Below are 26,248 nucleotides of genomic sequence, written 5' to 3'. Positions count from 1 at the left end.
ACCATTGCATTCGCTGCCGTAACACGACGCCGTGTTGCGGCAGCCGAACCCAAACGTTCGGAGCATAGCCATGCAAGACACGCCTCAACTGTCTTCAGCCGATGACGACCGCATTGCCTGGGTGCGCGTGGCCTCGGTATTCCTGCCGCTGGCCAACCCTATCAGCGACGCCAAGGTGCTGACCGGTCGGCAAAAGCCCATGACCGAAATTGCCATGCTGTTTGTCCAAATCGAAACCAGGGACGGCCACCGTGGCCTGGGTTTCAGCTATTCCAAGCGCGCCGGCGGCCCCGGGCAATTTGCCCATGCCCGGGAAATCGCTCCTGGCCTCATCGGCGAAAACCCCAGCGACATTTCCAAGTTGTGGGACAAGCTCTGCTGGGCGGGTGCCTCGGTGGGGCGCAGCGGCCTGGCGACCCAGGCGATCGGCGCATTCGATGTCGCCCTCTGGGACTTGAAAGCCAAGCGGGCCAATCTTTCCCTGGCGCGTTTGCTGGGCGCTCATCGCGATTCCGTCCAGTGCTACAACACGTCGGGGGGATTCCTGCACACGCCGCTTGATCAATTGATGATCAATACTGACATCTCCCGGGAAAAGGGTATCGGCGGGATCAAGCTCAAAGTCGGCCAGCCTGACCAGGCGCTGGATCTGCACCGGGTCAGCACCATCCGCAAACACCTGGGCGATAGCTTCCCCTTGATGGTCGATGCCAATCAGCAATGGGACCGACCCACCGCCCAGCGCATGTGCCGCCAGTTGGAACAATACAATCTGGTCTGGATCGAGGAGCCGCTGGATTGCTATGACGCCGAAGGCCACGCTGCGCTGGCCCGGGAATTCGACACGCCGATCGCCACCGGTGAAATGCTCACCAGCGTTGCCGAGCACTGGGAATTCATCAAGTTGCGCGCTGCCGATTATCTGATGCCTGATGCGCCGCGTGTCGGCGGCATCACGCCTTACCTGAAAGTCCAGGCAGCAGCCGAACAAGCAGGGCTGATGATCGCGCCGCACTTTGCCATGGAACTGCATATCCATCTGGCCGCCACCTATAGCCGCGAGCCGTGGGTGGAACATTTCGAATGGCTGGAGCCGTTGTTCAACGAACGCATGGAAACCTGTGACGGAAGAATGCTGGTGCCCACCCGGCCTGGTCTCGGGTTGTCCTTGAGCGAGCGTGTGGCGGGATGGACGGCCGACCAGGTCGAGATCGGGCGGCGCCCGTGATCAGGTCAATGAGGAGCACGCCATGGCGTTGAGCCCTGAGTTTATCCAGAGCATCGAGCACGTCGTGGGCGCTGCGGGCGTGGTACGGGATCCGGCGCTTATGGCCAGCTATCTGACAGACTGGCGTAACGCCTATCAAGGCCAGGCCGCGCTCGTGGTCAGGCCCGCGACCACTGAGGAGGTCGCAGCAGTGGTGCGGCTTTGCCACGACGCCAGGGTGGCGCTGGTGCCCCAGGGCGGCAATACCGGTTTGTGCGGTGGCTCGATTCCGGATGCTTCCGGCAGCCAAGTGGTGTTGTCTTTGACCCGGATGAAGCGTATCCGTGAAGTCGACCTCGCCAATGAAACCATCACGGTCGAGGCCGGCGTGATCCTGCAGCAACTCCAGGAGGCCGCCAGCCAGGCGGGGCGCCTGTTCCCGCTATCGCTCGGGGCGGAGGGCAGTTGCACGGTGGGTGGCAATCTGGCGACCAACGCTGGCGGCACGGCGGTGCTGCGCTACGGCAACATGCGTGAGCTGACGCTCGGGCTTGAGGTGGTATTGCCGGACGGACGAATCTGGAACGGTTTGCGGGGGTTGCGCAAGGACAATACCGGTTACGATCTCAAGCATCTGTTCATCGGCTCGGAAGGCACGCTGGGCATCATCACTGCGGCGGTGCTGAAACTGTTTCCGGCAACCTGCAGCACGGCGACAGCCTGGGTTGCGCTGCCTTCGCCGCAAGCGGCGGTGGATTTGATCGGCCATGTCCGCAGTATGTGCGCCGATCGCCTGACGGGCTTCGAGATGATGTCGCGCCAGAGCCTGGATTTCGTCCTGGACCATGTGGCGGGTTGCAGCGATCCGCTGGAGACGAAACATCCCTGGTACGCGTTGATTGAATTGCGCGACACGGTGCCCGATGCGCCTTTGACGCTGCTGCTCGAAAACGGTCTGGCCCATGCCTTCGAGCAAGGTTGGGTCATTGATGCGGTATTGGCCAGCAGCCAGGCGCAGGCCGCCGCGCTGTGGGCGCTTCGTGAAGGAATTTCCGAGGCGCAGAATCACGAAGGCCCCAGCCTCAAGCATGACATCAGCGTGCCCGTGAGTCGCATACCGGAATTCATCGAGCGCACCGACAAAGCCCTGCAACAGGACTTTCCAGGGGTGCGCATCGTTTCTTATGGCCACATGGGGGACGGCAATCTGCACTACAACATCAGCAAACCGCTCGGCGATGCGGACGCTTCGTTCAAGGCCCGAGAGCAAGCGATCATGCAGGTTATCTACCGGATGACCAGTGCCTTCAATGGCAGCATCAGCGCCGAGCATGGCCTTGGGCAAGCCAAACCCCAGGCTGCGGCCCAGTTCAAGGACCCACTGGAGATCGAGTTGATGCGGGCCATTAAACATACTCTGGATCCGGCGGGTCTGATGAACCCTGGCAAGGTCTTTACTGCCTGGCTGGAGTGATTGAAAGTATTTTTCGATTTTTCTCGCGCAAAACTGGCGCTGGTCAGCTTTAGGGGGGATCGGTCTATAGTCGCTCTATAATTGCCTATAATTCCCCCCGAGCGATTCGCAACGTTGGTTCGGGCGCAAGCTGACGAGCTCAACGCAAACCTCAAGAAAGTTATTCATAGCCTGACCCCTATCCAGTCCGCCGTTATCCGCGTCATGAGTGCCAAAGGCGATAACTATGCGCCCTTCGAGGCACCTACAATGGAGCTTTATGCGAAAGCGATGGAGCAGGCCGGTATCGCAGAGCGTGATATCAAGGTCGAGGTGCCGGGTGTTCAGCAAGCGCTCATCGCCCTTCAGGAAAAGAAGCTGGTCTGGAAAGCCTCTCGTGGTGTCTACGCGGTTGACGAGCATGTCATCGTAGACTTGCTGGGCGAGGCCGGGTTGCTCAATGGCCTCTCCTAGGCTGTTCTCTGATCTAGCATAGACCCCATGGCCTCTGATATCGGGGCCAGGAAGTTGTGCTGGGCCTACACACAAGTCACTCCAGAAAACACCGGTCAAAAAGATAAACGCTGGCCGGTTTGAGATTTTCCACCGTGCGTTGCGGGCGGCCGCCGTCGCCGGCTTTTTTGCGACCGGTTTCCTGCAAATAGCCAGCCTCGGTCATTTTCAGCAGCCGCTGGCGCATGCTGGTCTTGAGCACCGGACGACCGAGCACCACGGAGAAAATATCCACCGCTTCCGGCGCGCTGAATTCCGGGCCCAGGAACATCAGCGGCAGGCTGCTGTAGAGGGCTTTGGACAACAACCGTTCCTGGACCGCCGCCACCAGGCTGTTGTGATCGAAAGGAAGTTTGATCGAGGCATCAGCGACATCCTTGAGAGAGAAAAATCCCTGATGCCCGGCGAGCAGGACCGCTTCGTTGGCAATCGCCAGGTAGAACGTCGAGGATGACCAGCAGCGCGGATCGCGGAACGCGTCGCCGACGGTGCCGACCTGTTCGATCCAGGCCAGCGGCATGCCGACCTTGTTTGAATTGCGCAGGCGCTCCACGGCGTCGTTCAGCGTGAGATCTTCGACATCCCCATTGACCACGATCCCGGGCAACGCCCAATGGCCGGCGAACGGCTCGGCTTCCCGTCGGTTCAGGAGGATTTCCAGCGCCTGGGTCTCCCGGCAGAAGCGCAGCACGCAGAGGTCGATGGTGTGCAGATAACCGCGCGCGGGGGCTGTGCTAGTGGGCATGTCGATTTCCGTGGTTAGCGTAAAGGTCATAGTTTAACGGGTTCATGCCGGGAGCTATCCAGTGGCTGGGCAGCGGCTTGCCCAAGGCCAGTCGTTCGCGAACCACCGTGCTGCGCACGTGGATCTTTTCGCTCACGCGAAGGATGGAAAAACGCTCAAGCAATTCCTGGCCGCGATAGAAAGTCGGCAGCAAATCCGCGACATCCTCGCCCACCACCAACGCGATCCGCTTGCCGTCCAGGGCCAGGCTGTCGGCGAGGTGGGCGAGCACGGTATAGCTGTAGATGGCGCCTTCAACGCCACGAGCCACGACCTGCTCGACCCGGCTTGCGCGCACTTCGGCGTAGCACAAGGGCTGGACGTGTTCGACGATGGATTCCAGCCAGTTCAGGCGAACGTCGTAGTCGACCATTTGTTTGCCGTAGGGATGCCGGAAGCTAGGGGCGACCAATACGCGCCTGGCTTGGTTCGAGGCTTCGATCATCACCTGGGCGTGACCGGCATGAGGGGGATTGAAAGCACCACCATAGACGGCTATTTCGAACATGGCTCATCCTCTTTTAGTACACGACATGTACTTTATAGTAAAAATCCTTCATGTAAACCTGATTAGCTTCCGATAGGTGTTCGTCCATGGAACCAAGCTGTCGGAAATTATCTTTCTAGAAAGGCTTGCCATGAAAGTACATCATATGTACTCTCGTGACCATTGAAGAGGAGAAACCCAGCATGAACAGCCTGACCCGGAAAACAGCTTCCTTCGATGTTGATGCGCAAAAGAGCTTTACGCCGCTGTGCCCTGATGAGCTTCCGGTGCCGGGCGGTGATGAGATTGCCGGTGAGCTGAATTTCATCGCGTCCCTGGCCAGCCTTCGCATCGGCAGCAAGGACGCCCATTCGCCCCTGGCCCCGTGGGTGGTCTCCGATCATTCGCAGATGTTCGTGCCGACCGGGCTCGAGCACGCCGACATCACCTGGGTCAGCCACTGCGTTCCCGGCACCGAAGGTTTCGCCCTGCTGGATCAACTACCGGCCCCATACGATTACGATTATTTCGTCTGGAAGGGCGTCGAGCCGGATCTGCACCCCTATGGCGCCTGCTACCACGACTTGCACGGCAAGCTCTCCACTGGCGTGATCGAGTACCTGAAAGGCCTGAAAGTGGAGCAGGTGATTGTCGGCGGGCTGGCGCTGGATTTCTGCGTCAAGACCACCGCTCTGCAACTGGCCGCCGCTGGCTTCAAGGTCATCGTTCACCTCCCGGCCTGCCGGGCCATCAGTGAAACGGGGGCCAGCCAAGCCATTCAAGAACTCCAGCAAGCGGGCGTCGCGGTTACCGCCACTCGTGAAGAAACCAGCCGCTTGGCAAACGCATAAGGAAGAGCCATGGACAGCGCATTCGATTCAAGCAGCGGCACTATCCAGAGTCTTCTGGACACCGACTACTACACGTTCACCATGATGCAGGCGGTGTTGCACCAGCACCCGAATGTCGAGGTGGAATACCAGTTCATCGTGCGTTCCAAGGAGCGGCTGGCTCACTTGATTCCAGACATTCGTGTCGAACTGGAGAAGCTCGCCGGGTTGCAACTACGCGAAGGGGAGCAGCGGTTTCTGTTCAACAAGCGTTTCCGTGAATACCTGACACCGGATTTCGAACAGTTTCTCGGCCTGTTTCGCTTCAACCTGCGCTACATCCACGTTTCGGAAGTCGACGGCCAACTGCACATTCGTGTCCGTGGGCCGATGCTGCACTGCATCATGTTCGAACAACCGATATTGGCGATGGTCAGCGAGCTGCGCAATCGTGAGAAGTACCCGGAAGTCGAGTTGGCCGACGTTACTCGCAAGCTGTACCAGAAGTTCGAATGGCTGGAGAAAAATGCCAGTCGTGAAGAACTTGCCGAGTTTCGTGTCTCGGACTTCTCCACCCGCCGGCGGCTGTCATTCAGGGCCCAGCGTGAAGTAGTGAATGTCATGCGCAGCGATTTTCCCGGGGTCTTTGTCGGTACCAGCAACGCTTACCTGGCGTACGAATTCGATCTCCCCCTGATCGGCACAATGGCGCACCAATGGCTGATGGTGCACCAGCAACTTGGCCGGTTGCGTGAAAGCCAGAACGCGGCATTGGAGAACTGGGTGCACGAGTATCGCGGCCGGCTCGGTATCGCGCTGACGGACTGCATCAGTACGGATTTCTTCCTCAAGGATTTCGACCTGTACTTTGCCAAACTCTATGACGGTCTGCGGCAGGATTCCGGTGACCCGATCGTCTGGGCTGACAAGGTGCTGGGGCGTTATCAGGAACTGGGCGTAGATGCGCGCACCAAGGACCTGATGTTCTCCGATGGCCTCAATTTCGAAAAATGCCTGCCGATCCTGCGCCACGTTCGTGGCAAGGCGAAATTCGGCTTCGGCATGGGCACCAGCCTGGCCTGCGACGTCGACGGCGTCGAACCGCTGAGCATCGTCATGAAACTGGTGCGGGTGCATGGCGAGCCCGTCGTCAAGTTTTCCGACGATCCGATCAAAAACGTTTGTGAAGACGCCTCATTTTTGCGCTACGCCGCTCAAGTGTTCAACGTCGCCCTGGTCAATCCACAGATGGGAGCCTGATATGACTTCGCTTCAGCAAGAGAGCATTGCCCGGGAGCTGGGCATCGACCGTCAACTGCAACAGGGCGGCGAAGCCGCCGAGATTGCTCGCCGCGTCGAGTTTATAAAGCAGGTGCTGCGTGAGTCGGGTTGCAAGTCCCTGGTGCTGGGGATCAGTGGCGGCGTCGACTCCCTCACTGCCGGCCGTCTTTGCCAGTTGGCAGTAGAGCAACTGCGCGATGAAGGCTACACGGCGCGGTTTATTGCGGTCCGGTTGCCGTACAAGGCCCAGGCGGACGAGCGAGACGCCCAAGCGTCCTTGGACTTTATCCGGCCGGACTCGATCACCACCAGCAACATCGCTGCTTGTGTTGACGGGTTGATGGGGCATATCGCTGTCGACGGCTTGCAGCCTTCGGCCGAACTCATCGACTTCGCCAAAGGCAATGCCAAGGCCCGGGCACGGATGCTGGCGCAATATGCCATTGCCAATCTCAGCAACGGGCTGGTGGTTGGCACCGATCATGGGGCAGAGGCAGTGATGGGATTTTTTACCAAGTTCGGCGACGGTGCCTGCGATTTGGCACCGCTGTCCGGATTGACCAAAACCCAGGTGCGATTGTTGGCCGACGCGATGGGTGCCCCCGCTTTCCTGGTGCGCAAGGCACCGACCGCCGATCTGGAAGACCTGGCGCCCGGCAAGTTGGATGAAGTGGCATATGGATGCAGCTACGAGGAAATCGATGCGTACCTGATGGGTGACGCGGTGTCCCCCAAAGCCCGCGAAATTATTGAACGCGCTTACCAGAAAACGGCTCATAAGCGCGCATTGCCACGCGTCCCGGCATCACGTTGAATGAGCCGGGTATTGAAGTGAGTTTTCTGGTCCCGAACGGAGTGGGTCAATGACACAGCCAATCAGCACGCAAGACCGTGTACGCATCAAGAATGTCGAAGTCCTCTCGGACAACTGGTACATCCTGCGCAAGACTACCTACGATTACCTCGGTCGCAACGGCCAATGGCGCGAGCTGACGCGTGAAACCTATGACCGTGGCAACGGTGCGACCATCCTGCTCTACAGCAAGGCCAAGCAAACCGTAGTGCTGACCCGGCAATTCCGCTTCCCGGCGTTCGTCAACGGGCACGACGGCCTGTTGATCGAAACCTGCGCCGGCCTGTTGGACAACGACGACCCGCACACCTGTATCCGCAAGGAAACCCAGGAGGAAACCGGCTATATCGTGCGGGACGTGCGCAAGGTGTTCGAGGCGTTCATGAGCCCAGGGTCGGTGACCGAACGTGTGCATTTTTTCGTCGGTGAGTATTCCGACGAGGACAAACAGCACGAAGGCGGCGGGCTTGAGGCGGAGGGCGAGGAAATCGAGGTGCTGGAGATGCCTCTCGATCAAGCCTTGGGCATGATCGAAACCGGCGAGATCTGCGACGGCAAGACCATCATGTTGCTGCAGTACGCCAAGTTGCATCGGTTGCTGGATTGACCCGGTTGCCCCGCGCGCGCCGAATCGTTCGCGACAGGCGGCGATTTATCCACAAGCGCCACGTTTGCCCGTTGCTGTTCAGCTGGACTGTGCCTCGCTGTCGTCCTGCATATCGTCCAGGTACTCCGGCTGGTCCGTCTGCTCCAGCAGTTCGGTGACGACGCTGAAGTCGCTGATTTCGATCGCGCCTGTGCCATGGCCGAGCAAGTGGAAGGAAAACGCCTTGCGCGGTTGCGGGTTGTCGAAATGGATGTCCATCACCAGCGGTTGATCGGCAGTTACCGTCACGTCGGTGGGCAAGTCCATCGTCACGTCCTGCTCGAACTCCTTGGCCTTGAGGGAAATGTAGGCGGCGTGATCGTTTTCCACGGCGCGAATGGTCAGGCTGACGCGGGTGCGGGTGCCCTTGGGCATTTCCAGGTATTGGGCGCCGATCAGGTTGTCGGTCCAGTCGTTGGAGACCTGGGCGGGAAGGGTGATTTTCTCCGCGCTGCCGAACTGGTAATGCTGGTTCACCGATGAACCCAGCAGCGTCTGGTCCAGGGCCGTAGCCCGGGCGCTGATCAGCCTCGCGCGCTGGCCGCTGTATTGACCCAGGTACGTGGCGCGGTCGGCGATGAAGCCTTCTCTGGCGTAATACCGGCAGCGCTGCTGGAAATCGCATTCGGTAAAGATGCCCTTGCCATCGTGGTAACGCAGCTTGCCGTTGGTGAACGACATGATTTCCCGGCCCGCCGCGTAATCCCTGAACAGAGAGCGGCCGGATAACGAGGTGGGCACCGCGTATCCGAAGTAATCGAGGATCGATGCGCTCAGGTCGACGTGGCCATGGACGCCTTGCCTGATTCGCGGCAACGGCTCCGGCGCCAGCGTCAGGTTGAAGCCCCAGGACGATGCCAGGCGCACATCGTCGATGCCGTGGGATTCGTCCGAGGTAATGACCACCAGGGTATTTTCCAGGATGCCTTGGTGTTCCAGGCTCGTCAGGAAGCTGTCCAGCGCGTCGTCCAGGTAACCGACGGCGGCCTGTTTGGCGGTGTCGTAGCGCTCCAGGTAGTCATCTGGCGCGGAGTACGGCTGGTGCGTGCCCACGGTCAGCAGGGTGAGCATCCAGGGTGTGTCTGCCTGTTGCAGTTGTCCGACGTAGTCCAGCGCGCCTTCGAAAAAGGTCTTGTCGTCCTTGCCCCAGGGAAACTCGAGGTAGGCCGGTCGGGTGAACCACTCCATGCCCAGGGTCGTGTCGAAGCCGATATGCGGCATGATCCGGTCCTTGGCCATGAACCGCAGGCCGGCACCCTGCAGGAAATGAGTCGAGAAGCCGTGCTTGCGCAATTGGGCCGGCAGGCAGGCCTGGTTGCGTTGGCGCTGGTTGAGCATTTCGACGCCCTTGGGCGTGCCGTCGTCGAGCTTGTCGTAGTCACCGCAGAGCATTGCGTACAGGCCGCGGATGGTCTGGTGGCTGTGCAACACGTAGTCGGGCGTGTTCATGCCGCGCTCGGCCCAGGTGCTGAGGCGTGGCATCAGGTTTTCCTGATAACTGCTTTTCAGCGCCTGGCGGTTGGTTTCCAGATAAGCACCGGGAATGCCCTCCAGGGCGATGATCAGCACATTGCGCGCGCTACCCGGCTCGGTGAGCAGTTTCTGCCCATCCAGATCGAGTCGGACAAGCCCTTGCATCGGTGGCGCCTGGTCCGGCGTATCGCCTGCGAGCCATTGTTCGAAGTGCTCCTGGCCGGCGGCGACGCCAGCCGTCATCAGCTGATGAGGCAGGTTGAACAGATTCCACTGGTCTGTCTCGCTGGGTCGCCAGGTTTGCGCCGTGCCGTGGGCCAGGAAAAACACCATGGGGATCGCCCAGGCATGGCGGGGCAAGGGAGGTGCCTGGCGGCTCCGATTGGCCCATCGGCTGGCCAGCCAGAGTGTCAGGCCCGTCAGCAGGATCGCGGCGAGCCAGGGATGCGCAAAGCCACCGCTGGTGGAGTTCTCGACGAATTGCGGATCGACCAGGTATTGAATGTCCGCTGGGGTGGGCATCCTTCCGACGGCATTGACCAATTCGATGCTGGCCAGGGTCAGCGCACACCAGGCCAGCAAAACCGGCAATGCCAGCCACCAGGGGCGTCGATGCAAGAGCACGATCAACAAGCTGCCGATGGCCATGTCCGACAGATAGCCCAGCGGGTCGGACCAGCCGAGCAGGAGGCGCAGGCCCATGGGGACGAAAAGTACGCAGCCGGACAGGGCGACAATAGCCGCGAATGGATGGGTCAGGGCACGGTAAACCATATTCACGAAACAGGCCTTTGTATTAAACCGATCGATCAAACATCACAAAATCCTTGTGGGAGCGAGCTTGCTCGCGATAGCGGCCTATCAGTCAGCCTCAGTATTGACTGGTACACCGCTATCGCGAGCAGGCTCGCTCCCACAGGGTTTTCCTTTCGGTCATGAATCTGTCATGACAATGTGCTCGATGGTACCAAGCGTAGCGGCCCTCCGCGGCTCGATGTCCTGCGCCGGGCTGCGGTTCGCCCGCCTGACCCTCTACAATGGCGGTACGGCGCGGCTTTGAGGCGTAGGCAGAACTTGTATCAGGATTTCTCATCGGGGGACGGATGGACAGGTTTCAGGAAATGCAGGTGTTTGTCGCCGTCGCCCAGGACTGCGGATTTTCAGCGGCTGCCCGGCGCCTGGGCTTGTCGGCGGCGAGCGTGACACGCGCCGTGGCGGCGCTGGAACAGCGTATCGGTACGCCGCTGCTGGTTCGTACCACCCGCAACGTTTACCTGAGCGAAGCGGGCCAGCGCTTTCTCGAGGACTGTCGGCGGATCCTCGGCGATTTGCAGGAAGCCGAGGATTCGGCGGCCGGCAGCCACGCCCAGCCCCGCGGACAACTGACGATTACCGCGCCCGTGCTGTTCGGTCAGTTGTACGTCATGCCGGTGCTGGTGGATTACCTGGGGCGATTCTCCGAAGTCTGCGTCAACGCCTTGCTACTGGATCGCACCGTCAGCATGGTCGAGGAGGGCATTGATGTTGCGGTGCGCATCGGCGAGTTGCCCGACAGCAGCCTGCATGCCGTGCGTGTCGGCGAGGTGCGGCGGGTGGTGTGCGGTTCTCCGGAGTTCTTCGACCAGCATGGCCGACCCGAGCATCCGCAGGATCTGGAGCGGATGCCCGTGGTGTCTTCGTCAGCCATCGGCCAGGTCAGGAACTGGACGTTCATCGAGGCCGGTCAGCCGTTGTCGGTCCGGCCCACGCCCCGGCTCGTGGTCACGGCCAACCAGGCTGCCATCGGTGCGGCGTGCCAGGGGTTGGGAATGACCCGGGTCCTGTCCTATCAGGTTGCGAACAATATCGCGGCCGGCGAGCTGGAAATCGTCCTGGCCGCTTTCGAGCTGCCGCCATTGCCAATCCACGTGGTGTATCAGGGCGGGCGCAATGCGCCGGCGCGGGTTCGCAGTTTTGTCGACTTCATGGTGAGTGCGATACGAGAACATCCAGCCTTGAAGAACTGACACATTGTTTCGCCTGCAGAAATAATGGATTGCGTTTGAAGGTGATTCCATAGCTCCGTGCTTGAGCAGAAGATGACTCCATCGACGCCGCAAACCGATGGCGTCATTCTCGGCGGAGTCGACCATGAACCCTATCAAGCTCTATCACTTCCCACTGTCCGGCCATGCGCACCGTGTCCAGCTGATGCTTTCCTTGCTTGAGTTGCCGGTCGAGGTCAATTTTGTCGACCTGGCCAAGGGCGCGCACAAACAAGCGGATTTCCTCGCGATCAACCCGTTCGGCCAAGTACCGGTGATCGATGATAACGGTGTGGTACTGGCCGACTCCAACGCCATTCTGGTGTACCTGGCAAACAAGTACGGCGAGGGCCGCTGGCTGCCAACGGACCCGGTCGGCGCCGCTCGCGTCCAGCGCTGGTTGTCGGTAGCGGCCGGGCCATTGCATGCCGGGCCGGCCACCGCGCGCCTGATCACCGTGTTCGGTGCTTCTCATAACGCCGAGGATGTGATCGCGCGCTCCCACAACCTGCTCAAGGTCATCGACCAGGAACTGAGCAACAGCGCCTATCTGGTCGGTGAAACTCCGACCGTCGCCGACATCGCAGGCTACAGCTATATCGCCCATGCGCCAGAAGGCAACGTTTCGCTGCAGGACTACGCCCATGTGCGCGCGTGGCTGGCGCGGATCGAAGCCTTGCCTGGGTTCGTGGGGATGCCGCGTACCATTGTCGGCTTGCAAAAAGAGGCCTGAGCAACAGGCACAAAGTGGCGAGCGTGCAGTTGCGCTCGCCACTTGTTTCTGTGGAGCCTCGGAAACGTTAATCTGCCAGCCTTTTCCCGGTGTGGCTGCGCTTCATGACTTTTATCCACAGGCTGACGCTGACCTTCGCCGCGTTGTTTTTGAGCGGCTGCGACCAGCCCCCTCCGCCTGCCCTCGATCAGCAACTTTATATCTGGCAACGCCAGTGGACGCCGGCCCACGAACTGGCGCTGAGCCAGAGCCGTGCGGACTTTTCCAGCCTGCGGGTGCTGGCGCTGCAAGCCTTTCCGGGCGCCGGCTGGAGCCACGCGCGGATCGATCCGGCATTGCTCAAGGCTGACGGTCGGCCGTTGATCGCGGTGATTCGCCTGGATGGCCAGCTCAAATCCCTCGATCAGGACGAAATAATCTCGCGGATCCAGCAAGTGCTGGCCGACTGGCGAGCCCTGGGCCTGGCGCCGATGGGCATCGAGATCGACCACGACGCCGGTAACGCACGGCTGCCAGCCTATCGGGATTTTCTTGTCCGCTTGCGGCAGGCTTTGCCGGCCGCCTTGCAGCTCAGCATCACCGCACTGCCGGCCTGGCTCGACAGCCCCGAGTTGCCCGGTCTGTTAAAGGTTGTGGACAGCAGCGTCCTGCAGGTACACGCGGTCAGCGATCCGCGTCAGGGGCTGTTCGATCCCAGCCAGGCTCAACGTTGGGCCGAACGCTGGGGCGACCTCACCACACGACCGTTCTACCTGGCCCTGCCGGCCTATGGCGTGGCGCTGCTGACCGAAGAAAACGGCGCACCGATGGTGGAGAGCGAAGTGCCCATCGACCGTGGCGGCGAGCGCCGGGAGCTGTTCGCCGATCCACAACAAGTGGCCGGGCTTGTCGCGCACCTGCGCGCCGAGCCGCCAGAGCATCTGGCCGGATTGATCTGGTTTCGCCTGCCGCTGGCGGGGGACCGGCGCGCCTGGAGCCTGGCCACTCTTGGCGCGGTGGCGCGTGGTGATCGCCTGGACAGTCAACTGGCCCTGCACCTGCAAGAGCAGGGCGGGCTCTATGACATCCGGCTGGTGAACCAGGGCAATCTCGACAGCGCCTGGCCGCAGCGGCTGACACTCGCCGTGGGCGGGTGTGATGGCGTCGATGCCTTGGCTGGTTATACGTTGCAACAAACCCCCGGACTGCTTACCTTCACCCGCATCCAGGAAGGCCGCTTGGCTGCCGGCGCCCAACGGGCGATCGGCTGGGCGCGCTGTACAAAAATCGACCAAGGAGGAATGAATGTCTACCCGTAAGTGGCCTCGTCGCCTGCTGTGCCTGAGCCTCGGTTTACCGCTGTGCCAGGCATTGGCCTGCGGGCCGGATTTTCCGATGCGCCTGCTGGATAACCGGGCCCAGTCTCTGGCGGAGCTGCCCGAGGGCAGCTTTCGCTTCGAGGTCAGTCGTCTTGGTCAGGCCATCGCCGGATTGAAGCCGGCTACGGAGGCGACACGCAACCCTGACTACAGCTACGACGATGTGTCTTCCTACGTGGAGCAACGCAACAAGGCCGAACAGCTTGGCCTGACGCCACCGCAGCAAGCCGTTGTGGAGCGCTTGCGGGCAATCGGCGATATCGAGCAGGTCGCCGCCGAAGCGGCCAATCTCCCCGCCGAGCTGCGGCTGTACGCAATCGGAGCGGCAGCGTTCAACGCCGGCGATCATCTGCGCGCAGCCGAATCGTTCCAACAACTGCTGGCGCTGCCGGCTGACGAGCGTCGGTTGCGCAGTACCTGGGCGGCGTACTCCCTGGGGCGGGCGCTGTTCGCCATGAGCACCGAGGCTGGCCGTGGCGAACCGGCTGCCTTGCGGGATCAGGCGCGGCAGGCGTTTCGCCAGGCTCGCGAATTGACTATCGCCGGCTTCAGCGACCCGCTGGAGCTGGGCGTCGCCAGTCTGGGCGAAGAAGCCAGGGTGGCCTACACCGCCGATGACTGGGACAGTGCCATTGGACTGTATGCGACCCAGAATCTGCAGGGCTCCCCGGTCGGCTACAGTTCGCTGCTGCAGTTGGCGGGCGGCCTCAGCGTCGAGTCGGAGGAGCGTTTGGGCGAATTGCTCAAGGCCAAGGCCGTGCAGCGCCTGGTGACTGCTTATCTGCTCAGCCGCGTCGGCTGGTGGGACGGCGAAGAGCCCTCCGGCGAGAAAACCCTTCTCAAGCTGTTGCAAGCCAGCGCCCAGGGCAACCTCGATGATGCCGACCGCCTGGCGGCAGTGAGTTATCAACACGCTGACTACGACAGCGCGAAAGCCTTTGCACAAAAGGCCGGCGACAGCGGACTGGCGTGGTGGGTAAGGGCCAAGCTCGCGCTGCGCGAAGGCGATAAATCCGCTGCGGCCGCCGCCTATGCCAAGGCCGCCCAGGCCTTTCCGAAGGACGAATCCTGGGGCGACCGCCGTACGCCGGATTGGGACTACGAGACGGTACAACCCAAGTGCCGGGTCGAAGGCGAAAGCGCGATCCTGGCCTTGCAGAGAGGCGACTACCTGCAGGCTTTCGACCAGCTTTATCGCGGCCAGAACAACTATTGGTACGACGCCGCGACGGTCGCCGAGCGTGTACTGACCGTGGAGGAGCTCAAGCAGTACGTTGACGCCCAGGTCCCGGCACCGCCGCCGTTGAGCCAGGAAGATCGAGACAACTACGTGCAGTTGTCGGTGGCGGCGAACCTGCGCAACCTGCTGGGGCGTCGTTTGCTGCGCGAAGGACGCTACGACGAGGCGCCGGCTTATTTCGACCATCCCGAGCTGCAGGACAAGGCCCGTACCTATGGGCAGTTGCGCCAGGATGCGGAATCCAAATGGTGGCCGACCAGCCGGGCCGAGGCGTATTTCAAGGCGTCGGTGATCGCGCGCAGATCAGGAATGCAGTTGCTGGGCTACGAAATGGCGCCGGATTACGCCAGCCTGGACGGCAACTACAGTTTTGAGCCGGTGGAGCTGAAGGTCGGGCCGCTGGTGGCCGACGGCGAGGTCCAGCGCCAGCAGGCCAGCGCCGCTCAACCGGACATGCGTTACCATTACCGTTTTGTCGCCACGGCGCTGGCCAGTCAGGCCGCCGATCATCTGCCGCACACCAGCCAGGCGTTTGCCGCGGTGCTGTGCAGGGCGGTGGGGTACAACTCAAGCCTCGAAGAACAAAGCGCGCTGTATCAGCGTTACGTGAAGGACGGCCCCTACGTGGAATGGGCCTGGGATTTCGGTCGTCAGTGCGAGGAACCGGCATTCGACCAGGCGGACAAGCGCTATGTCACTCAGGCCCTGACGCCGATTCGCTCGGCGCTGCGGCCGTTCAAGACAGGGTTGGAGGTGGGTGGCGCGGTGCTGGTGGTGGCCGTGGTGCTGGCCCTGATCAGTCGGCGCAAGCGCAAGGCTCGCATGGCCGCGAGCTGACAATGGGTCTGGATGTGGCGAGGGAGCTTGCTCCCTCGCCACAGATGTTCCATTCAGCCGGGTGACTACATCTGTGTCGCCATTCCCTCCACGTTCATCGCTGCTTGGCGCAACGCCTCCGAGCGAGTGGGGTGGGGGTGGCAGATCAGGGCGATGTCCTCGGCCGAGGCACCGAATTCCATCGCTACGCAGTACTCCCCGATCATCTCGCTGACGCTCGGGCCTACCAAGTGCACGCCGAGAATTTCGTCGGTGCGCTCGTCGGCCAATACCTTGGCGAACCCCTCGGTTTCATGATTGATCTTTGCCCGGCTGTTGGCGCTGAACGGAAATTTCCCGACCTTGTAGGCGCGGCCTTCGGCCTTGAGCTGTTCTTCGGTCCTGCCGACGCTGGCCAATTCAGGACGGGTATAGATGACATTGGGGATCAAGTCGTAATTGACCTCGCCAGCCTTGCCAACAATCTGTTCGATGCAGGCCATGGCCTCGTCTTCAGCCTTGTGCGCAAGCATCGGCCCGGACGTCACGTCGCCGATCACCCAGAAGCCGGGCGCTTCGGTGCGGTGGCGCTGGTTGGCGAGCAGGCCGCGTTGGTCGGTCGTCAATCCTGCATTTTCCAGCCCCAGGCCCTGGGTATAAGGCCGACGGCCGATGGCAACCAGTACGTAGTCGGCGTCCAGGCTTTGCGCCTCGCCTCCGGCCGCGGGTTCAATTTGCAGTTGCACGCCGCTTGCCGAGGAAACGGCGCGGGTCACCTTGGCGCTCAGCTTGAACTGGATGCCCTGCTTGGCCAGGGCCCGCTGCAGGGTTTTGCCGGCTTCGCCGTCGACGCCTGGGCAAATGCGATCGAGGTATTCCACGACGGTGACTTCGGCACCCAAGCGCCGCCAGACTGAACCGAGTTCAAGGCCGATGACGCCAGCGCCGATCACCACCAGGTGCCGAGGCACTTCGCTCAGGGACAACGCACCGGTGGAATCGAGAATGCGCTGGTTATCGATGTCGACCCCCGGCAGTGGCGTCGGCTCGGAGCCGGTGGCGATGACGATATCCTTGGCACTCAGTTCGGTCTTGCCACCGTCCTCACCGGTGACGGTCACTTTGCCCGGGCCGTCGATGTGGCCCCAGCCCTTGATCCAGTCAACCTTGTTTTTGCGAAACAGAAACTCGATGCCCTTGGTCAGGCCCGCGACGCTTTCATCCTTTTGTTTCATCATTTGCGCGAGGTCGAGGGTAGGGCTGACGTTGATCCCCAGTTGGGCGAATTCCGCGCCCTTGGCCGCTTCGTACAGTTCGGAGGCGTGCAGCAACGCCTTGGAAGGCATGCAACCGACGTTCAGGCAAGTCCCGCCGAGGGTCGCGCGGCCTTCCACGCAGGCCGCCTTCAACCCCAACTGTCCGGCCCGGATCGCTGCGTTATAACCGCCGGGGCCGCCGCCCAGAATGATCACGTCGTAATTGCTCATTACGGTTTCCCTCATGCCTGGAAAAATTATAACCATAATATGAGTGTTCTCGCGGATAACGGTCAAGGCTTAAGTCAAGCGTCCGCCGCAGGGTTTGCCATGAAGAATTCAAAACGGAAATTTCACAGCGTTGGTTATAAGGTAACGACATGTAACGGAGCGATGCGGTGCCGTAGGCTTCGCGTGTCCGGTTCTCGAATGCCACAAGCACTGGAGTGACATGCAAGTCGATCTGGAAATAGACGGGGCACACGTGGCCGACTGGCCGCGCTTCCAGCGCGCTGCATTCCATGGGCTGCGCTTGAAGCGGATCGCGCTAGTACTGGGCGGCCTCGCGGGGCTGGGGCTGGTGTCGGCGTTTTTCATCGGGCTTTTTTCGCCACAATCGATATGGCCGGCGTTGCTGGTGAGCCAAGGCGCGGCGTTATCGGTGCTGGTGGCCGGATTGCAATCGGCCTGGTGGATCACGCAATGGCGTAGCAAGGCCTTGCTTCCGGTTGTGGATATCCTGCCTGGCGAAGATGAGCCTGTTGATAACTCGGGTTGGTACGAGCGCCTGCTTGAGCGGATCAGCGCGCGCTGGATCGGTCTGCTGCAGCAAATCGGCGGGCCGCTCCTGTGGCTTGCCGGCTGGGCGCTGCTGTCGTTGCTGGTTCTGGAGCAAACCTGGGACTTGGCGTTGCCTGCCGCTTCGCTCGGCGTGGCGGCCAGCGTCGGCGCGGTGCTTTCGTTGGTGCTGGCGTTCGGGTTGCTGGCGTTCGAGCGCCAACTGGCTCAACAGTCGCCGATCGAATGGCCCGAAGCGGCGGCGCTGGCGCAGCTGACACGGGTGCCGATCATCGTGCTGGTACTGGCTGCCGTGTGTCTGCTCTTCGCCGGGGATGCGTCCGTCTGGCCGGTACGCCTGGCGGTGCTGATCGGTTTGTTGCCGGGCCTGGTGGCGGCGGAGTTGATGCTACGCGCGCTGCTGGCGTTGTTCAGCCCGCGCCGGAACACCTTGGAACCGACACTGCTGGGTCGCAGTGTGATCGCCGATCTGCTGCGCTGGCCGCCGCGACCACTGTTGGCCTTGCAGCATGAATTGCACAATCGTTTTGGCATCGACCTGCGCCAGATCTGGGCGTTCAGCTACATGCGCCGGGCCTTTTTACCGGTGCTGGCATTGGTGGCGATGGTGGGGTGGCTGCTGACCGGCGTGCATGAGGTGCCGCTGCAAGGACGCGGCATCTATGAACGTTTCGGCAAGCCGGTGCAGGTCTTTGGCCCTGGTCTCCATGCAGGGTTGCCGTGGCCGTGGGGCAGGGTATTGAGCGTCGAGAACGGTGTCGTCCACGAGTTGGCGACCAGCGTCGGCGACGGCAAGACGGCCTCGGTCGCGGAACCGGCAGAGGGACCGGCTCCGGCTATCGCCAATCGGTTGTGGGATGCCAGCCATGTGAATGACAAATCCCAGGTCATCGCCAGCCGTCGCGCGGATCAGCAGAGCTTCCAGATCGTCAACATGGACGTACGCTTCGTCTATCGCATCGGCCTGACGGATGCAGCGGCGCTGGCGGCGACGTACCACAGTGCTGATGTGCCGACGCTGATTCGCAGCACGGCCAGCCGCGTCCTGGTGCATGAATTTGCCTCGCGCACGCTGGATGGCTTGCTGGGTGCGGACCGTGTCAGCCTGGCGGAGGAAATCGGTCGCACCGTACAGGCCGATCTGCAATCGCTCGACAGCGGCGTGGAGGTTCTTGCGACAGTGGTCGAGGCGATCCATCCCCCGGCTGGCGCAGCCAATGCCTACCACGGTGTACAAGCGGCGCAGATCGGTGCCCAGGCGTTGATCGCCCGTGAGCGCGGCGCCGCTGCGCAGCAGGTCAACCAGGCGCAACTGCAAGCCAGCACTGCCAACGATCAGGCCCAAGCCACGGCGCGTGAAATCAACGCCACTGCCCAAGCCGCCGACCTGCGCTTTCGCGCCGAACGCCAGGCCTACGCGACGGCTGGCCATGCCTTCGTGCTGGAGCAATACCTCGGTCAACTGAGCCAGGGCCTCGGCAGCGCCAGCTTGCTGATCCTTGACCATCGCCTGGGCGGCAACGGCAACGCACCGACCATTGACCTGCGCACCTTCACGCTGCCGGCGGATCCCGCATCGCCAAACCAACCTGTCCAGCCAGGAGCTGCCCATTGAGCCAGTCCTCTTCCCATGGTCATCACGACCATGCCGGTCACGATCACGGTCATGCCGGACACCATCACGGGCATCACCATCATCATGGCGATCCGCAGCAAGCCGGCCCGTTTCCGTGGCGGCGGATGGGCTGGGCCGCGCTGCTGGTGGCGTTTGCCGTTGCGGCGGCCAGCCTGGTACAGGTGCGTTCGGGGGAGGCCACTGTCATTACCCGCTTCGGCAACCCGGCGCGGGTACTTTTGCAACCCGGCCTGGGCTGGCGCTGGCCGGCACCTTTCGAGGCGGCGATCCCGGTAGACCTCAGGCTGCGCACCACCTCCAGCGGATTGCAGGACGTCGGCACACGCGACGGTCTGCGGATCATCGTCCAGGCCTATGTGGCGTGGCAGGTCCAGGGTGACCCGGACCATGTGCAGCGCTTCATGCGCGCCGTGCAGAACCAGCCGGACGAAGCTGCGCGGCAGATTCGCACCTTCGTCGGCTCGGCACTGGAAACAACGGCGGCCAGTTTTGATTTGGCAAACCTGGTCAATACCGACGCCAGTCAGGTGCATATTGCCGATTTCGAAGCCCAGTTGCGTCAGCAGATCGAGCAACAATTGCTCGCCACTTATGGCGTGCGGGTTTTGCAGGTGGGTATCGAACGCCTGACGCTGCCCTCGGTGACGCTCACCGCGACCGTGGACCGCATGCGTGCCGAACGTGAAACCATCGCCACGGAGCGCACAGCCATCGGCAAGCGCGAAGCGGCGCAGATTCGCTCGGCGGCCGAACGCGATGCGCGAATCATGCAGGCTGATGCCACGGTTAAAGCAGCGGGGATCGAAGCGCAGTCCCGCGTCGAAGCAGCTGAAATCTACGGCAAGGCCTATGCCGGTTCGCCGCAGCTTTATAATTTGCTGCGCTCGCTGGACACCTTGAACACCATTGTCGGCCCCGGCACCAAACTGATCTTGCGCACTGACGCGGCACCGTTTCGCGTTCTGGTGGACGGTCCACCCGCTCTGGAGCCTAAAGGTGGAACACAACCATGAGCGTGGTTCCACGTGGAACAAATGAGTTATCCAGCCCGTGGATTCAGGCCGGGCGTCTGGCGTTCCTCGCGCTCTATGCTGTGACTGTCCTGGCGGCGTTGGCCTGGATATTTTCCAATGTGCGGCAAATTGATCCGCAGAGCCGGGCGGTGGTTTTACACTTTGGTGCGCTGGATAGAATCCACAATGCCGGTTTGTTATTGGCGTGGCCGAGTCCCGTGGAACAAGTGATTTTGCTTCCGGCGGCAGACCGGGTGCTGGAGCGCCGGGTGGAAAGTCTGCTGCGTTCGGATGCGGCCTTGCAGGCTGATCGCGTCGCCAGTTTCGCCACGCCGGTCAGCGACGAACTCGCGGGCTCCGGTTATCTGTTGACCGGCGATGCGGGCGTGGTGCAACTGGATGTGCGGCTCTTTTACAAGGTCATCGAGCCTTATGCGTTTGTCCTCCAAGGCGAACATGTATTGCCGGCGTTGGACCGGTTGGCGACGAGAAGTGCCGTGGCGCTTGCCGCGGCGCGAGACCTGGACACCATTCTGGTGGCCCGCCCCGAACTGATGGGCAGCGATACCCAGGCCGCGGAGCGCCGTGAACGCTTGCGTGGCGACCTGGTGCAGGGCATCAATCGGCGCCTGGCTGACCTGACCGCGACGGGGCAGGGCTTGGGGATCGAAGTGGTGCGGGTCGACGTGCAATCGAGCCTGCCGGGGCCGGCGGTGAGCGCATTCAATGCGGTGCTGACGGCTAGCCAGCAGGCCGACAAAGCGGTCGCCAACGCCCGAACCGAGGCGGAGAAGCAGACCCAGGCTGCCCGCGAGGAAGCCGACCGTGCGTTACAAGTCGCCCATGCCCAGGCCAGCGAACGGCTTGCCAAGGCATCGACCGACACAGCCTCGGTGTCGGGCCTGGCGAAAACCCAGGACAACGATCCGCAGATGCTGCTGCGTCTGTACCGCGAACGCATGCCCGGGATTCTTGGTCGGGCTGGTTCCGTCACCACGGTCGACCCGAAAGACGATTCTCGTCTGATCATCCAGGGAGGCGGGCAATGACCGCGCAGAGTATCAACATGCCGATGCTGTCCACCGCCGAGCAACGCGCGGCCGCTCGGCAACTGACCCTGGCGATGCTCGCCCTCGGCTTGCTTGCCCTGGGCCTGGCCTGGCGCGTCTGGTTGCCAGAGCAGGGTACCGTCAGCCAACTGCTGTTGGGGTTCGCCTCGCTGTTGGTGGCGGTGCCGGTGATGCGCTCGGCCTGGTACAGCCTGCGTCATCCAAGCCTGCATGGGATTACCGATCAGTTGATCGCCCTGGCGATGCTGGGGGCTTGGGCTACCGGCGACCTGCTGACGGCAGCGCTGTTGCCGATCATCATGATTTTCGGCCATGTGCTGGAAGAGCGCAGCGTCATCGGTTCCCAGGAAGCGATCGATGCCCTTCGCCAATTGACCCGCAGCCAGGGCCGCAAAGTGCAGGCTGATGGCTCGATCATCGAAGTGGACAACGCTACGTTGCGACCCGGCGATGTGGTGGAGGTCCGCGCCGGCGACCGGGTGCCCGCCGATGGTCGGGTGCTGTCCGGCCAAGCGAGCCTCGACACCGCGCCCATTACGGGTGAGTCGGTGCCATTGGAGGCGGTGGCGGGCGTTGACGTCTTTGGCGGCGCGATCAACCTCGACGGTCTGTTGCGCCTGGAGGTGACCCGCACCGGCGATGAATCGACGCTGGGCAAAGTCATTGCGCTGATGCAGAACGCCGAGCGCTCGAAACCGCCGATCACCCGCTTGCTGGAACGCTACGCGGGAAGTTATCTGGTGCTGGTGTTGTTGCTGGCGGCGGTTACCTGGTTTGTCACCAATGACGCCCAGGCAATGTTGGCGGTGCTGGTGGCAGCGTGTCCCTGCGCCCTGGTGCTGTCAGCCCCGGCGACGGCCATCGCCGGGATTGCGGTGGCGGCGCGCCACGGCATCCTGATCCGCAGCTCGGCTTTTCTCGAGGAGCTGGCGGACCTCACCTCGTTGGTCATCGACAAGACCGGGACCCTGACCTACGGCACCCTGCGTCTGCAATCGATCGAAAGTACCGAGGACGATCCTGCCGCATTGCTGCCACTGGCAGCGAGCCTCGGATCGGCCAGCAGTCATCCGGTCAGTCGTGCCTTGGCGGGGCTGGTGGCAGCGCAAAATTATCTGCCGCTGACTGATATTCACGAACGCCAGGGGCTCGGGGTAGTCGCCATGACAGGGCAGGGGGAGGCCGCCCTTGGCCGACCCGAATTGTTTGCCCGGTTGGGCATCGAGACACCGACGGTTCCCAGTCATGACGGCCCGATCGCCGGCCTGGCACTGGACGGGCAGTTTCGCGCCTGGCTGCTGCTGGCCGACAGCGTCAAGCCGGAAGCGCGGGTGGCCATGACCGAACTGCGGACGCTGGGGCTGGGTCGCCAGTTATTGCTCACGGGGGATCGTCAGAGTGTAGCCGCCGCGCTGGCGCACGATGTCGGTATCAGCGAGCTGCAGGCACAGGCGCTGCCGGAGGACAAGCTTGACCGGGTCATGGTCGAAATCGACCAGGGTTTCCGTCCGATGGTGGTGGGTGACGGGATCAACGATTCGCTGGCGCTGAAAGCCGGTGTGGTGGGCGTGGCGATGGGCGCGGGCGGTGCCGATATCGCCCTGGCGTCGGCGGATATCGTGTTGATCGGCAGTGATCTGCGACGTCTCGGAACTTGCGTGCGGTTGAGTCGCCAGTGTCGACGCACGTTGCAGGTCAACGTGATCATTGGCCTGGGCTGGACGCTGGCCATCGTCGCTTTCGCTGCGTTCGGCTGGCTCGGAGCAGCGGGGGCGATGATCGCCGCGCTGCTGCATAACCTGAGCACATTGCTGGTGCTGGGCAATGCGGGACGACTGCTACGGTTTCACGAGCCATTGGCAAAGATCCAGTCGGATAGCCGCTGACGACCCTCGAGCGAACTGTCGCCCGCACCCGCAGTCTCTAGCGAGAGGGCCCACCAATCCAGGCAGTCGCCGCTCAGGCGGTAGATGGAAGACGATAGAAAAAGGCTATAAATTCGATAGCCTGCTATTTTTCCACGATGGTCTACCCTCATTTCAGACGTCTGAAACAATCTGAAACATGGGGAGGTTATTACATGCTGGCTCAACTTCCACCGGCCTTACAGAATTTGCACCTACCGCTTCGGTTGCGGCTCTGGGACGGCCATGAATTCACGCTGGGTGCCGATCCCAGCGTCACGATTGTGGTAAAGGACCCACAAATGGTTGCGCAATTCACCCATCCCAGCCTGGATGCCCTGGGAGCGGCGTTTGTCGAAGGCAAACTCGAACTGGAGGGCTCGATCAACGAAGTCATCCGGGTGTGTGACGAGCTGAGCCAGGCTCTGGTGGACGAAGACGAGAGCCATCTACCGGTGCGTGCGGTGCACGACAAGGAAACCGACGCCAAGGCCATCTCCTATCATTACGATCTGTCCAACGCGTTTTATCAGCTCTGGCTCGACAGCGACATGGTGTATTCCTGTGCGTATTTCGAGACCGGCAGTGAAACCCTCGAGCAAGCGCAACAAGCCAAATTCCGCCACCTGTGCCGCAAGCTACGCCTGCAACCCGGCGATTACCTGCTGGACGTCGGATGCGGCTGGGGTGGGCTCGCGCGCTTTGCCGCACGGGAATTCGGCGCCAAGGTCTTCGGCATTACCCTGAGCAAGGCGCAGCTTGCGTTGGCGCGGGAGCGGGTAAAGGCCGAAGGCCTGGAGGACCAGGTAGAGCTCCAGCTTCTGGACTACCGTGACCTGCCCCAGGATGGCCGATTCGACAAAGTGGTCAGCGTCGGCATGTTCGAACACGTCGGGCATGCCAACCTGGCACAGTACTGCAAGACGCTGTACGGCGCGGTCCGTGAGGGCGGGCTGGTGATGAATCACGGGATTACCGCCAAGCACACCGACGGGCGTCCGGTAGGTCGCGGCGCGGGTGAATTTATCGAGAAGTATGTATTCCCGAACGGTGAGTTGCCTCATCTGTCGATGATTTCCGCCGAGATCAGCGAAGCGGGGCTGGAAATTGTCGATGTGGAAAGCCTGCGCATGCATTACGCGCGCACTCTCGACCATTGGAGCGAGCGCCTGGAGGACAACCTCGAAGCCGCTTCCAGGGAAGTGCCGGAACAGGCACTGCGGATCTGGCGTCTTTACCTGGCCGGCTGCGCCTATGCGTTCGCCAAGGGCTGGATAAACCTGCATCAGATCCTCGCGGTGAAGGCCCACGCCGATGGTAGCCATGAGCTGCCCTGGACCCGCGACGACATCTACACGCCTTAAAGAATCGGCGAAATCAGCCGGGCGATCCGCATCCCGACCTTCTGCAGGCGGTGGGTTTCCCGGCTTTCCCGTTTGGCCACTTCGTGGGCCTGGGCGAAGTCCTTTTCGAGCATCTGCTCGACCTCGCTGGCAAAGGCCATGTCGACGGTCAGCAGCATGACTTCGAAATTCAGCCGGAACGAACGGTTGTCCAGGTTCGCGCTGCCGATGGCGCTGATTTCCCGGTCGATCAGTACCACTTTCTGGTGCAAGAAACCCGGCTCATAACGAAACACCCGCACGCCGGCGCGCACCGCTTCGAACGCATAAAGACTGGACGCGGCGTAGACGATCCGGTGATCCGGTCGCGATGGCAACAGGATGCGCACGTCCACGCCGCGCAGCACGGCCAGGCGCAAAGCCGCGAATACCGCTTCGTCGGGAATGAAATACGGCGTGGTTATCCAGATGCGTTCGTTTGCAGCGTGAATGGCTTCGACGAAGAACAGCGAGCAGGTTTCGTAGGCATCGGCCGGACCGCTGGCCAGCAGTTGGCAGAGCACGCCGTCGTCCGGATAGGTGTCCGGCAGGATCAGCGGCGGCAGGGAACGCGCCGCCCAGAACCAATCCTCGGCGAAGGACTCCTGCATGCTCGCTACCACTGGGCCGCGTACCTCTACATGGGTGTCGCGCCACGGTGCCAGGGGTGGTTTTTCCCCCAGATATTCATCGCCCACGTTGTGCCCGCCAACGAACCCCAGGACGCCGTCCACGGCGACAATCTTGCGGTGGTTGCGAAAGTTGACCTGGAACCGGTTGAGCCAACCGCTGCGAGTGGCAAACGCTTTGACGTGAACGCCACCGTCGCGCAAGGCCTGGACATAACGATGGGGCAGGGAATGGCTACCGATACGGTCGTACAGCAGGTAGACCGCCACACCTTCAGCGGCTTTCTTCAGCAGCAACGCGTGCAAGCGCTGACCGAGCCGGTCGTCGTGGATGATGAAAAACTGCACCAGAACCGCTTCGCGAGCGCTCTCGATGGCCTGGAAAATCGCTTCGAACGTAGCGGGGCCATCAACCAGCAGACGCACCTGATTGTTTGCCAGACACGGCGTGCGTCCCAACTTCGGCATGGCCCGTAACGAGGCGTAGGCCTGGGACGCGCGAGCGGCCAGCGCTTCTTCGACCCATGGGCGCCAGTTGAGCTCGGAGATCGCCTTGCGCATTTCCTCGTTGGCTTGTCGACGTGCCTTGATGTAGCCGTCGAAGGTGCTGCGGCCGAAGACCAGGTAAGGAATCAATGTCAGGTAGGGGATGAATACCAGCGACAGGGCCCAGGCAATCGAGCCCTGGGCGGTACGCACCGTCAGCACTGCATGGACGGCGGCGATGGAGCCGAGGGTATGGAGCAGCGCGATCAGGTAACCGAAAACATGCGGGCCAAAAAAATCCATGGGGCTGCCTTGCTCCTGACATTTCAATGCTTAACAGACCATGTTCCAAGGCGAATGTCGCTATTTAATTCAC

Annotated in this window: 21 protein-coding genes; 16 read left to right on the top strand and 5 right to left on the bottom strand. The window is 61.8% G+C overall.

The features are described 5' to 3' along the window. Positions 1-70: 70 nt before the first annotated feature. The 3 genes from PSH78_RS26415 (at position 71) to PSH78_RS26405 (ending at position 3,134) form a co-directional block, all read left to right on the top strand. Positions 71-1,228, top strand: coding sequence for a mandelate racemase/muconate lactonizing enzyme family protein (locus PSH78_RS26415; RefSeq protein ID WP_305497734.1), 1,158 nt, complete (start codon positions 71-73; stop codon positions 1,226-1,228). A 22-nt stretch (positions 1,229-1,250) separates the two neighbouring features. Then, the gene (locus PSH78_RS26410; protein WP_305497733.1) at positions 1,251-2,681 is read left to right on the top strand and encodes an FAD-binding oxidoreductase; all 1,431 of its coding nucleotides are present in this window, start codon (positions 1,251-1,253) and stop codon (positions 2,679-2,681) included. A 114-nt stretch (positions 2,682-2,795) separates the two neighbouring features. Continuing rightward, positions 2,796-3,134 carry a hypothetical protein gene (locus PSH78_RS26405; RefSeq protein WP_305497732.1) on the top strand — a complete coding sequence of 113 codons (339 nt, stop codon included), beginning with the start codon at positions 2,796-2,798 and terminating at the stop codon, positions 3,132-3,134. A 76-nt stretch (positions 3,135-3,210) separates the two neighbouring features. Here the strand turns inward: PSH78_RS26405 and PSH78_RS26400 are convergent, their stop codons facing one another. Then, positions 3,211-3,918 carry an NUDIX hydrolase gene (locus PSH78_RS26400; protein ID WP_305497731.1) on the bottom strand — a complete coding sequence of 236 codons (708 nt, stop codon included), beginning with the start codon at positions 3,916-3,918 and terminating at the stop codon, positions 3,211-3,213. Further along, on the bottom strand, positions 3,908-4,465 hold the full coding sequence (locus PSH78_RS26395; protein ID WP_305497730.1) for an adenylyltransferase/cytidyltransferase family protein: 558 nt from the start codon (positions 4,463-4,465) through the stop codon (positions 3,908-3,910). Before PSH78_RS26395 ends, PSH78_RS26400 begins: the two co-directional genes overlap by 11 nt. A 182-nt stretch (positions 4,466-4,647) precedes the next feature. Here PSH78_RS26395 and PSH78_RS26390 point away from each other — a divergent pair, with 182 nt between their 5' ends. From PSH78_RS26390 to nudK, 4 genes are read left to right on the top strand one after another with little or no spacing between them, the layout of a single operon-like run. Beyond that, positions 4,648-5,295: a nicotinamidase gene (locus PSH78_RS26390; RefSeq protein WP_305497729.1), complete on the top strand. Its 648-nt coding sequence runs from the start codon at positions 4,648-4,650 to the stop codon at positions 5,293-5,295. 9 nt (positions 5,296-5,304) lie between these two features. Next, positions 5,305-6,534: a nicotinate phosphoribosyltransferase gene (gene pncB, locus PSH78_RS26385; RefSeq protein WP_305497728.1), complete on the top strand. Its 1,230-nt coding sequence runs from the start codon at positions 5,305-5,307 to the stop codon at positions 6,532-6,534. A gap of 1 nt (position 6,535) precedes the next feature. After that, on the top strand, positions 6,536-7,369 hold the full coding sequence (gene nadE, locus PSH78_RS26380) for an ammonia-dependent NAD(+) synthetase (protein ID WP_305497727.1): 834 nt from the start codon (positions 6,536-6,538) through the stop codon (positions 7,367-7,369). Positions 7,370-7,418: 49 nt separating this feature from the next. Beyond that, complete coding sequence (gene nudK, locus PSH78_RS26375; RefSeq protein WP_305497726.1) at positions 7,419-8,015, top strand: GDP-mannose pyrophosphatase NudK; 597 nt, start codon at positions 7,419-7,421, stop codon at positions 8,013-8,015. 78 nt (positions 8,016-8,093) lie between these two features. Here the strand turns inward: nudK and PSH78_RS26370 are convergent, their stop codons facing one another. Then, positions 8,094-10,307 (bottom strand): LTA synthase family protein, encoded by a 2,214-nt coding sequence (locus tag PSH78_RS26370; protein WP_370871037.1) that lies wholly within the window; start codon positions 10,305-10,307, stop codon positions 8,094-8,096. Positions 10,308-10,630: 323 nt separating this feature from the next. On the opposite strand from PSH78_RS26370, the gene PSH78_RS26365 reads away from it, so the two are divergent. The 4 genes from PSH78_RS26365 to PSH78_RS26350 all read left to right on the top strand — a co-directional run bounded on the left by PSH78_RS26365 (position 10,631) and on the right by PSH78_RS26350 (position 15,719). Further along, complete coding sequence (locus PSH78_RS26365) at positions 10,631-11,533, top strand: LysR family transcriptional regulator (RefSeq protein ID WP_305497725.1); 903 nt, start codon at positions 10,631-10,633, stop codon at positions 11,531-11,533. A gap of 124 nt (positions 11,534-11,657) precedes the next feature. Further along, positions 11,658-12,284 (top strand): glutathione S-transferase family protein, encoded by a 627-nt coding sequence (locus PSH78_RS26360; RefSeq protein WP_305497724.1) that lies wholly within the window; start codon positions 11,658-11,660, stop codon positions 12,282-12,284. Between the two features lie 104 nt (positions 12,285-12,388). Further along, positions 12,389-13,582, top strand: a complete 1,194-nt coding sequence (locus tag PSH78_RS26355; protein WP_305497723.1) for a DUF3142 domain-containing protein — start codon at positions 12,389-12,391, stop codon at positions 13,580-13,582. Beyond that, complete coding sequence (locus PSH78_RS26350; protein ID WP_305497722.1) at positions 13,569-15,719, top strand: hypothetical protein; 2,151 nt, start codon at positions 13,569-13,571, stop codon at positions 15,717-15,719. Before PSH78_RS26355 ends, PSH78_RS26350 begins: the two co-directional genes overlap by 14 nt. A 65-nt stretch (positions 15,720-15,784) precedes the next feature. On the opposite strand, the gene lpdA is transcribed toward PSH78_RS26350, so the two are convergent. After that, a complete protein-coding gene (gene lpdA / locus PSH78_RS26345) occupies positions 15,785-17,185 on the bottom strand; it encodes a dihydrolipoyl dehydrogenase (RefSeq protein WP_305497721.1) in 1,401 nt (466 codons plus the stop codon). A gap of 220 nt (positions 17,186-17,405) precedes the next feature. Between lpdA and hflK (PSH78_RS26340) the strand changes: the two genes are divergently transcribed. The 5 genes from hflK (PSH78_RS26340) (at position 17,406) to cfaB (ending at position 24,739) form a co-directional block, all read left to right on the top strand. Continuing rightward, positions 17,406-19,367 carry a protease modulator HflK gene (hflK, locus tag PSH78_RS26340; RefSeq protein WP_305497720.1) on the top strand — a complete coding sequence of 654 codons (1,962 nt, stop codon included), beginning with the start codon at positions 17,406-17,408 and terminating at the stop codon, positions 19,365-19,367. Next, complete coding sequence (gene hflC / locus PSH78_RS26335) at positions 19,364-20,401, top strand: protease modulator HflC (RefSeq protein WP_305497719.1); 1,038 nt, start codon at positions 19,364-19,366, stop codon at positions 20,399-20,401. The genes hflK (PSH78_RS26340) and hflC overlap by 4 nt, the downstream gene beginning before the upstream one ends. Then, a complete protein-coding gene (gene hflK / locus PSH78_RS26330; RefSeq protein ID WP_305497718.1) occupies positions 20,398-21,450 on the top strand; it encodes a protease modulator HflK in 1,053 nt (350 codons plus the stop codon). The genes hflC and hflK (PSH78_RS26330) overlap by 4 nt, the downstream gene beginning before the upstream one ends. Beyond that, entirely contained in the window at positions 21,447-23,357 is a 1,911-nt protein-coding gene (locus tag PSH78_RS26325) for a heavy metal translocating P-type ATPase (RefSeq protein WP_305497717.1), read from the top strand. The genes hflK (PSH78_RS26330) and PSH78_RS26325 overlap by 4 nt, the downstream gene beginning before the upstream one ends. A 194-nt stretch (positions 23,358-23,551) precedes the next feature. Further along, positions 23,552-24,739: a C17 cyclopropane fatty acid synthase CfaB gene (gene cfaB, locus PSH78_RS26320; protein ID WP_305497716.1), complete on the top strand. Its 1,188-nt coding sequence runs from the start codon at positions 23,552-23,554 to the stop codon at positions 24,737-24,739. Here the strand turns inward: cfaB and cls are convergent. Continuing rightward, positions 24,736-26,175, bottom strand: a complete 1,440-nt coding sequence (gene cls / locus PSH78_RS26315) for a cardiolipin synthase (protein WP_305497715.1) — start codon at positions 26,173-26,175, stop codon at positions 24,736-24,738. The two genes, cfaB and cls, sit on opposite strands and share 4 nt — an antisense overlap. Positions 26,176-26,248: the final 73 nt, after the last annotated feature.

Origin of the sequence: Pseudomonas sp. FP198, from assembly GCF_030687895.1 — a bacterium.
Lineage (GTDB): Bacteria > Pseudomonadota > Gammaproteobacteria > Pseudomonadales > Pseudomonadaceae > Aquipseudomonas.
The sequence above is the reverse complement of the archived record's forward strand: the minus strand, read 5'-3'. Positions and strand labels throughout refer to the sequence as shown.

Bases quoted from the DNA above. Each gene is read 5' to 3' on its own strand.
- PSH78_RS26390 (WP_305497729.1), top strand. From the start codon at position 4,648: ATGAACAGCCTGACCCGGAAAACAGCTTCCTTCGATGTTGATGCGCAA.
- PSH78_RS26355 (WP_305497723.1), top strand. From the start codon at position 12,389: ATGACTTTTATCCACAGGCTGACGCTGACCTTCGCCGCGTTGTTTTTG.
- nudK (WP_305497726.1), top strand. From the start codon at position 7,419: ATGACACAGCCAATCAGCACGCAAGACCGTGTACGCATCAAGAATGTC.
- PSH78_RS26325 (WP_305497717.1), top strand. From the start codon at position 21,447: ATGACCGCGCAGAGTATCAACATGCCGATGCTGTCCACCGCCGAGCAA.
- pncB (WP_305497728.1), top strand. From the start codon at position 5,305: ATGGACAGCGCATTCGATTCAAGCAGCGGCACTATCCAGAGTCTTCTG.
- hflK (WP_305497720.1), top strand. From the start codon at position 17,406: ATGCAAGTCGATCTGGAAATAGACGGGGCACACGTGGCCGACTGGCCG.
- PSH78_RS26365 (WP_305497725.1), top strand. From the start codon at position 10,631: ATGGACAGGTTTCAGGAAATGCAGGTGTTTGTCGCCGTCGCCCAGGAC.
- PSH78_RS26395 (WP_305497730.1), bottom strand. From the start codon at position 4,465: ATGTTCGAAATAGCCGTCTATGGTGGTGCTTTCAATCCCCCTCATGCC.
- PSH78_RS26410 (WP_305497733.1), top strand. From the start codon at position 1,251: ATGGCGTTGAGCCCTGAGTTTATCCAGAGCATCGAGCACGTCGTGGGC.
- cls (WP_305497715.1), bottom strand. From the start codon at position 26,175: ATGGATTTTTTTGGCCCGCATGTTTTCGGTTACCTGATCGCGCTGCTC.
- hflK (WP_305497718.1), top strand. From the start codon at position 20,398: ATGAGCGTGGTTCCACGTGGAACAAATGAGTTATCCAGCCCGTGGATT.
- PSH78_RS26400 (WP_305497731.1), bottom strand. From the start codon at position 3,918: ATGCCCACTAGCACAGCCCCCGCGCGCGGTTATCTGCACACCATCGAC.
- nadE (WP_305497727.1), top strand. From the start codon at position 6,536: ATGACTTCGCTTCAGCAAGAGAGCATTGCCCGGGAGCTGGGCATCGAC.
- PSH78_RS26350 (WP_305497722.1), top strand. From the start codon at position 13,569: ATGTCTACCCGTAAGTGGCCTCGTCGCCTGCTGTGCCTGAGCCTCGGT.
- cfaB (WP_305497716.1), top strand. From the start codon at position 23,552: ATGCTGGCTCAACTTCCACCGGCCTTACAGAATTTGCACCTACCGCTT.
- lpdA (WP_305497721.1), bottom strand. From the start codon at position 17,185: ATGAGCAATTACGACGTGATCATTCTGGGCGGCGGCCCCGGCGGTTAT.
- PSH78_RS26360 (WP_305497724.1), top strand. From the start codon at position 11,658: ATGAACCCTATCAAGCTCTATCACTTCCCACTGTCCGGCCATGCGCAC.
- PSH78_RS26415 (WP_305497734.1), top strand. From the start codon at position 71: ATGCAAGACACGCCTCAACTGTCTTCAGCCGATGACGACCGCATTGCC.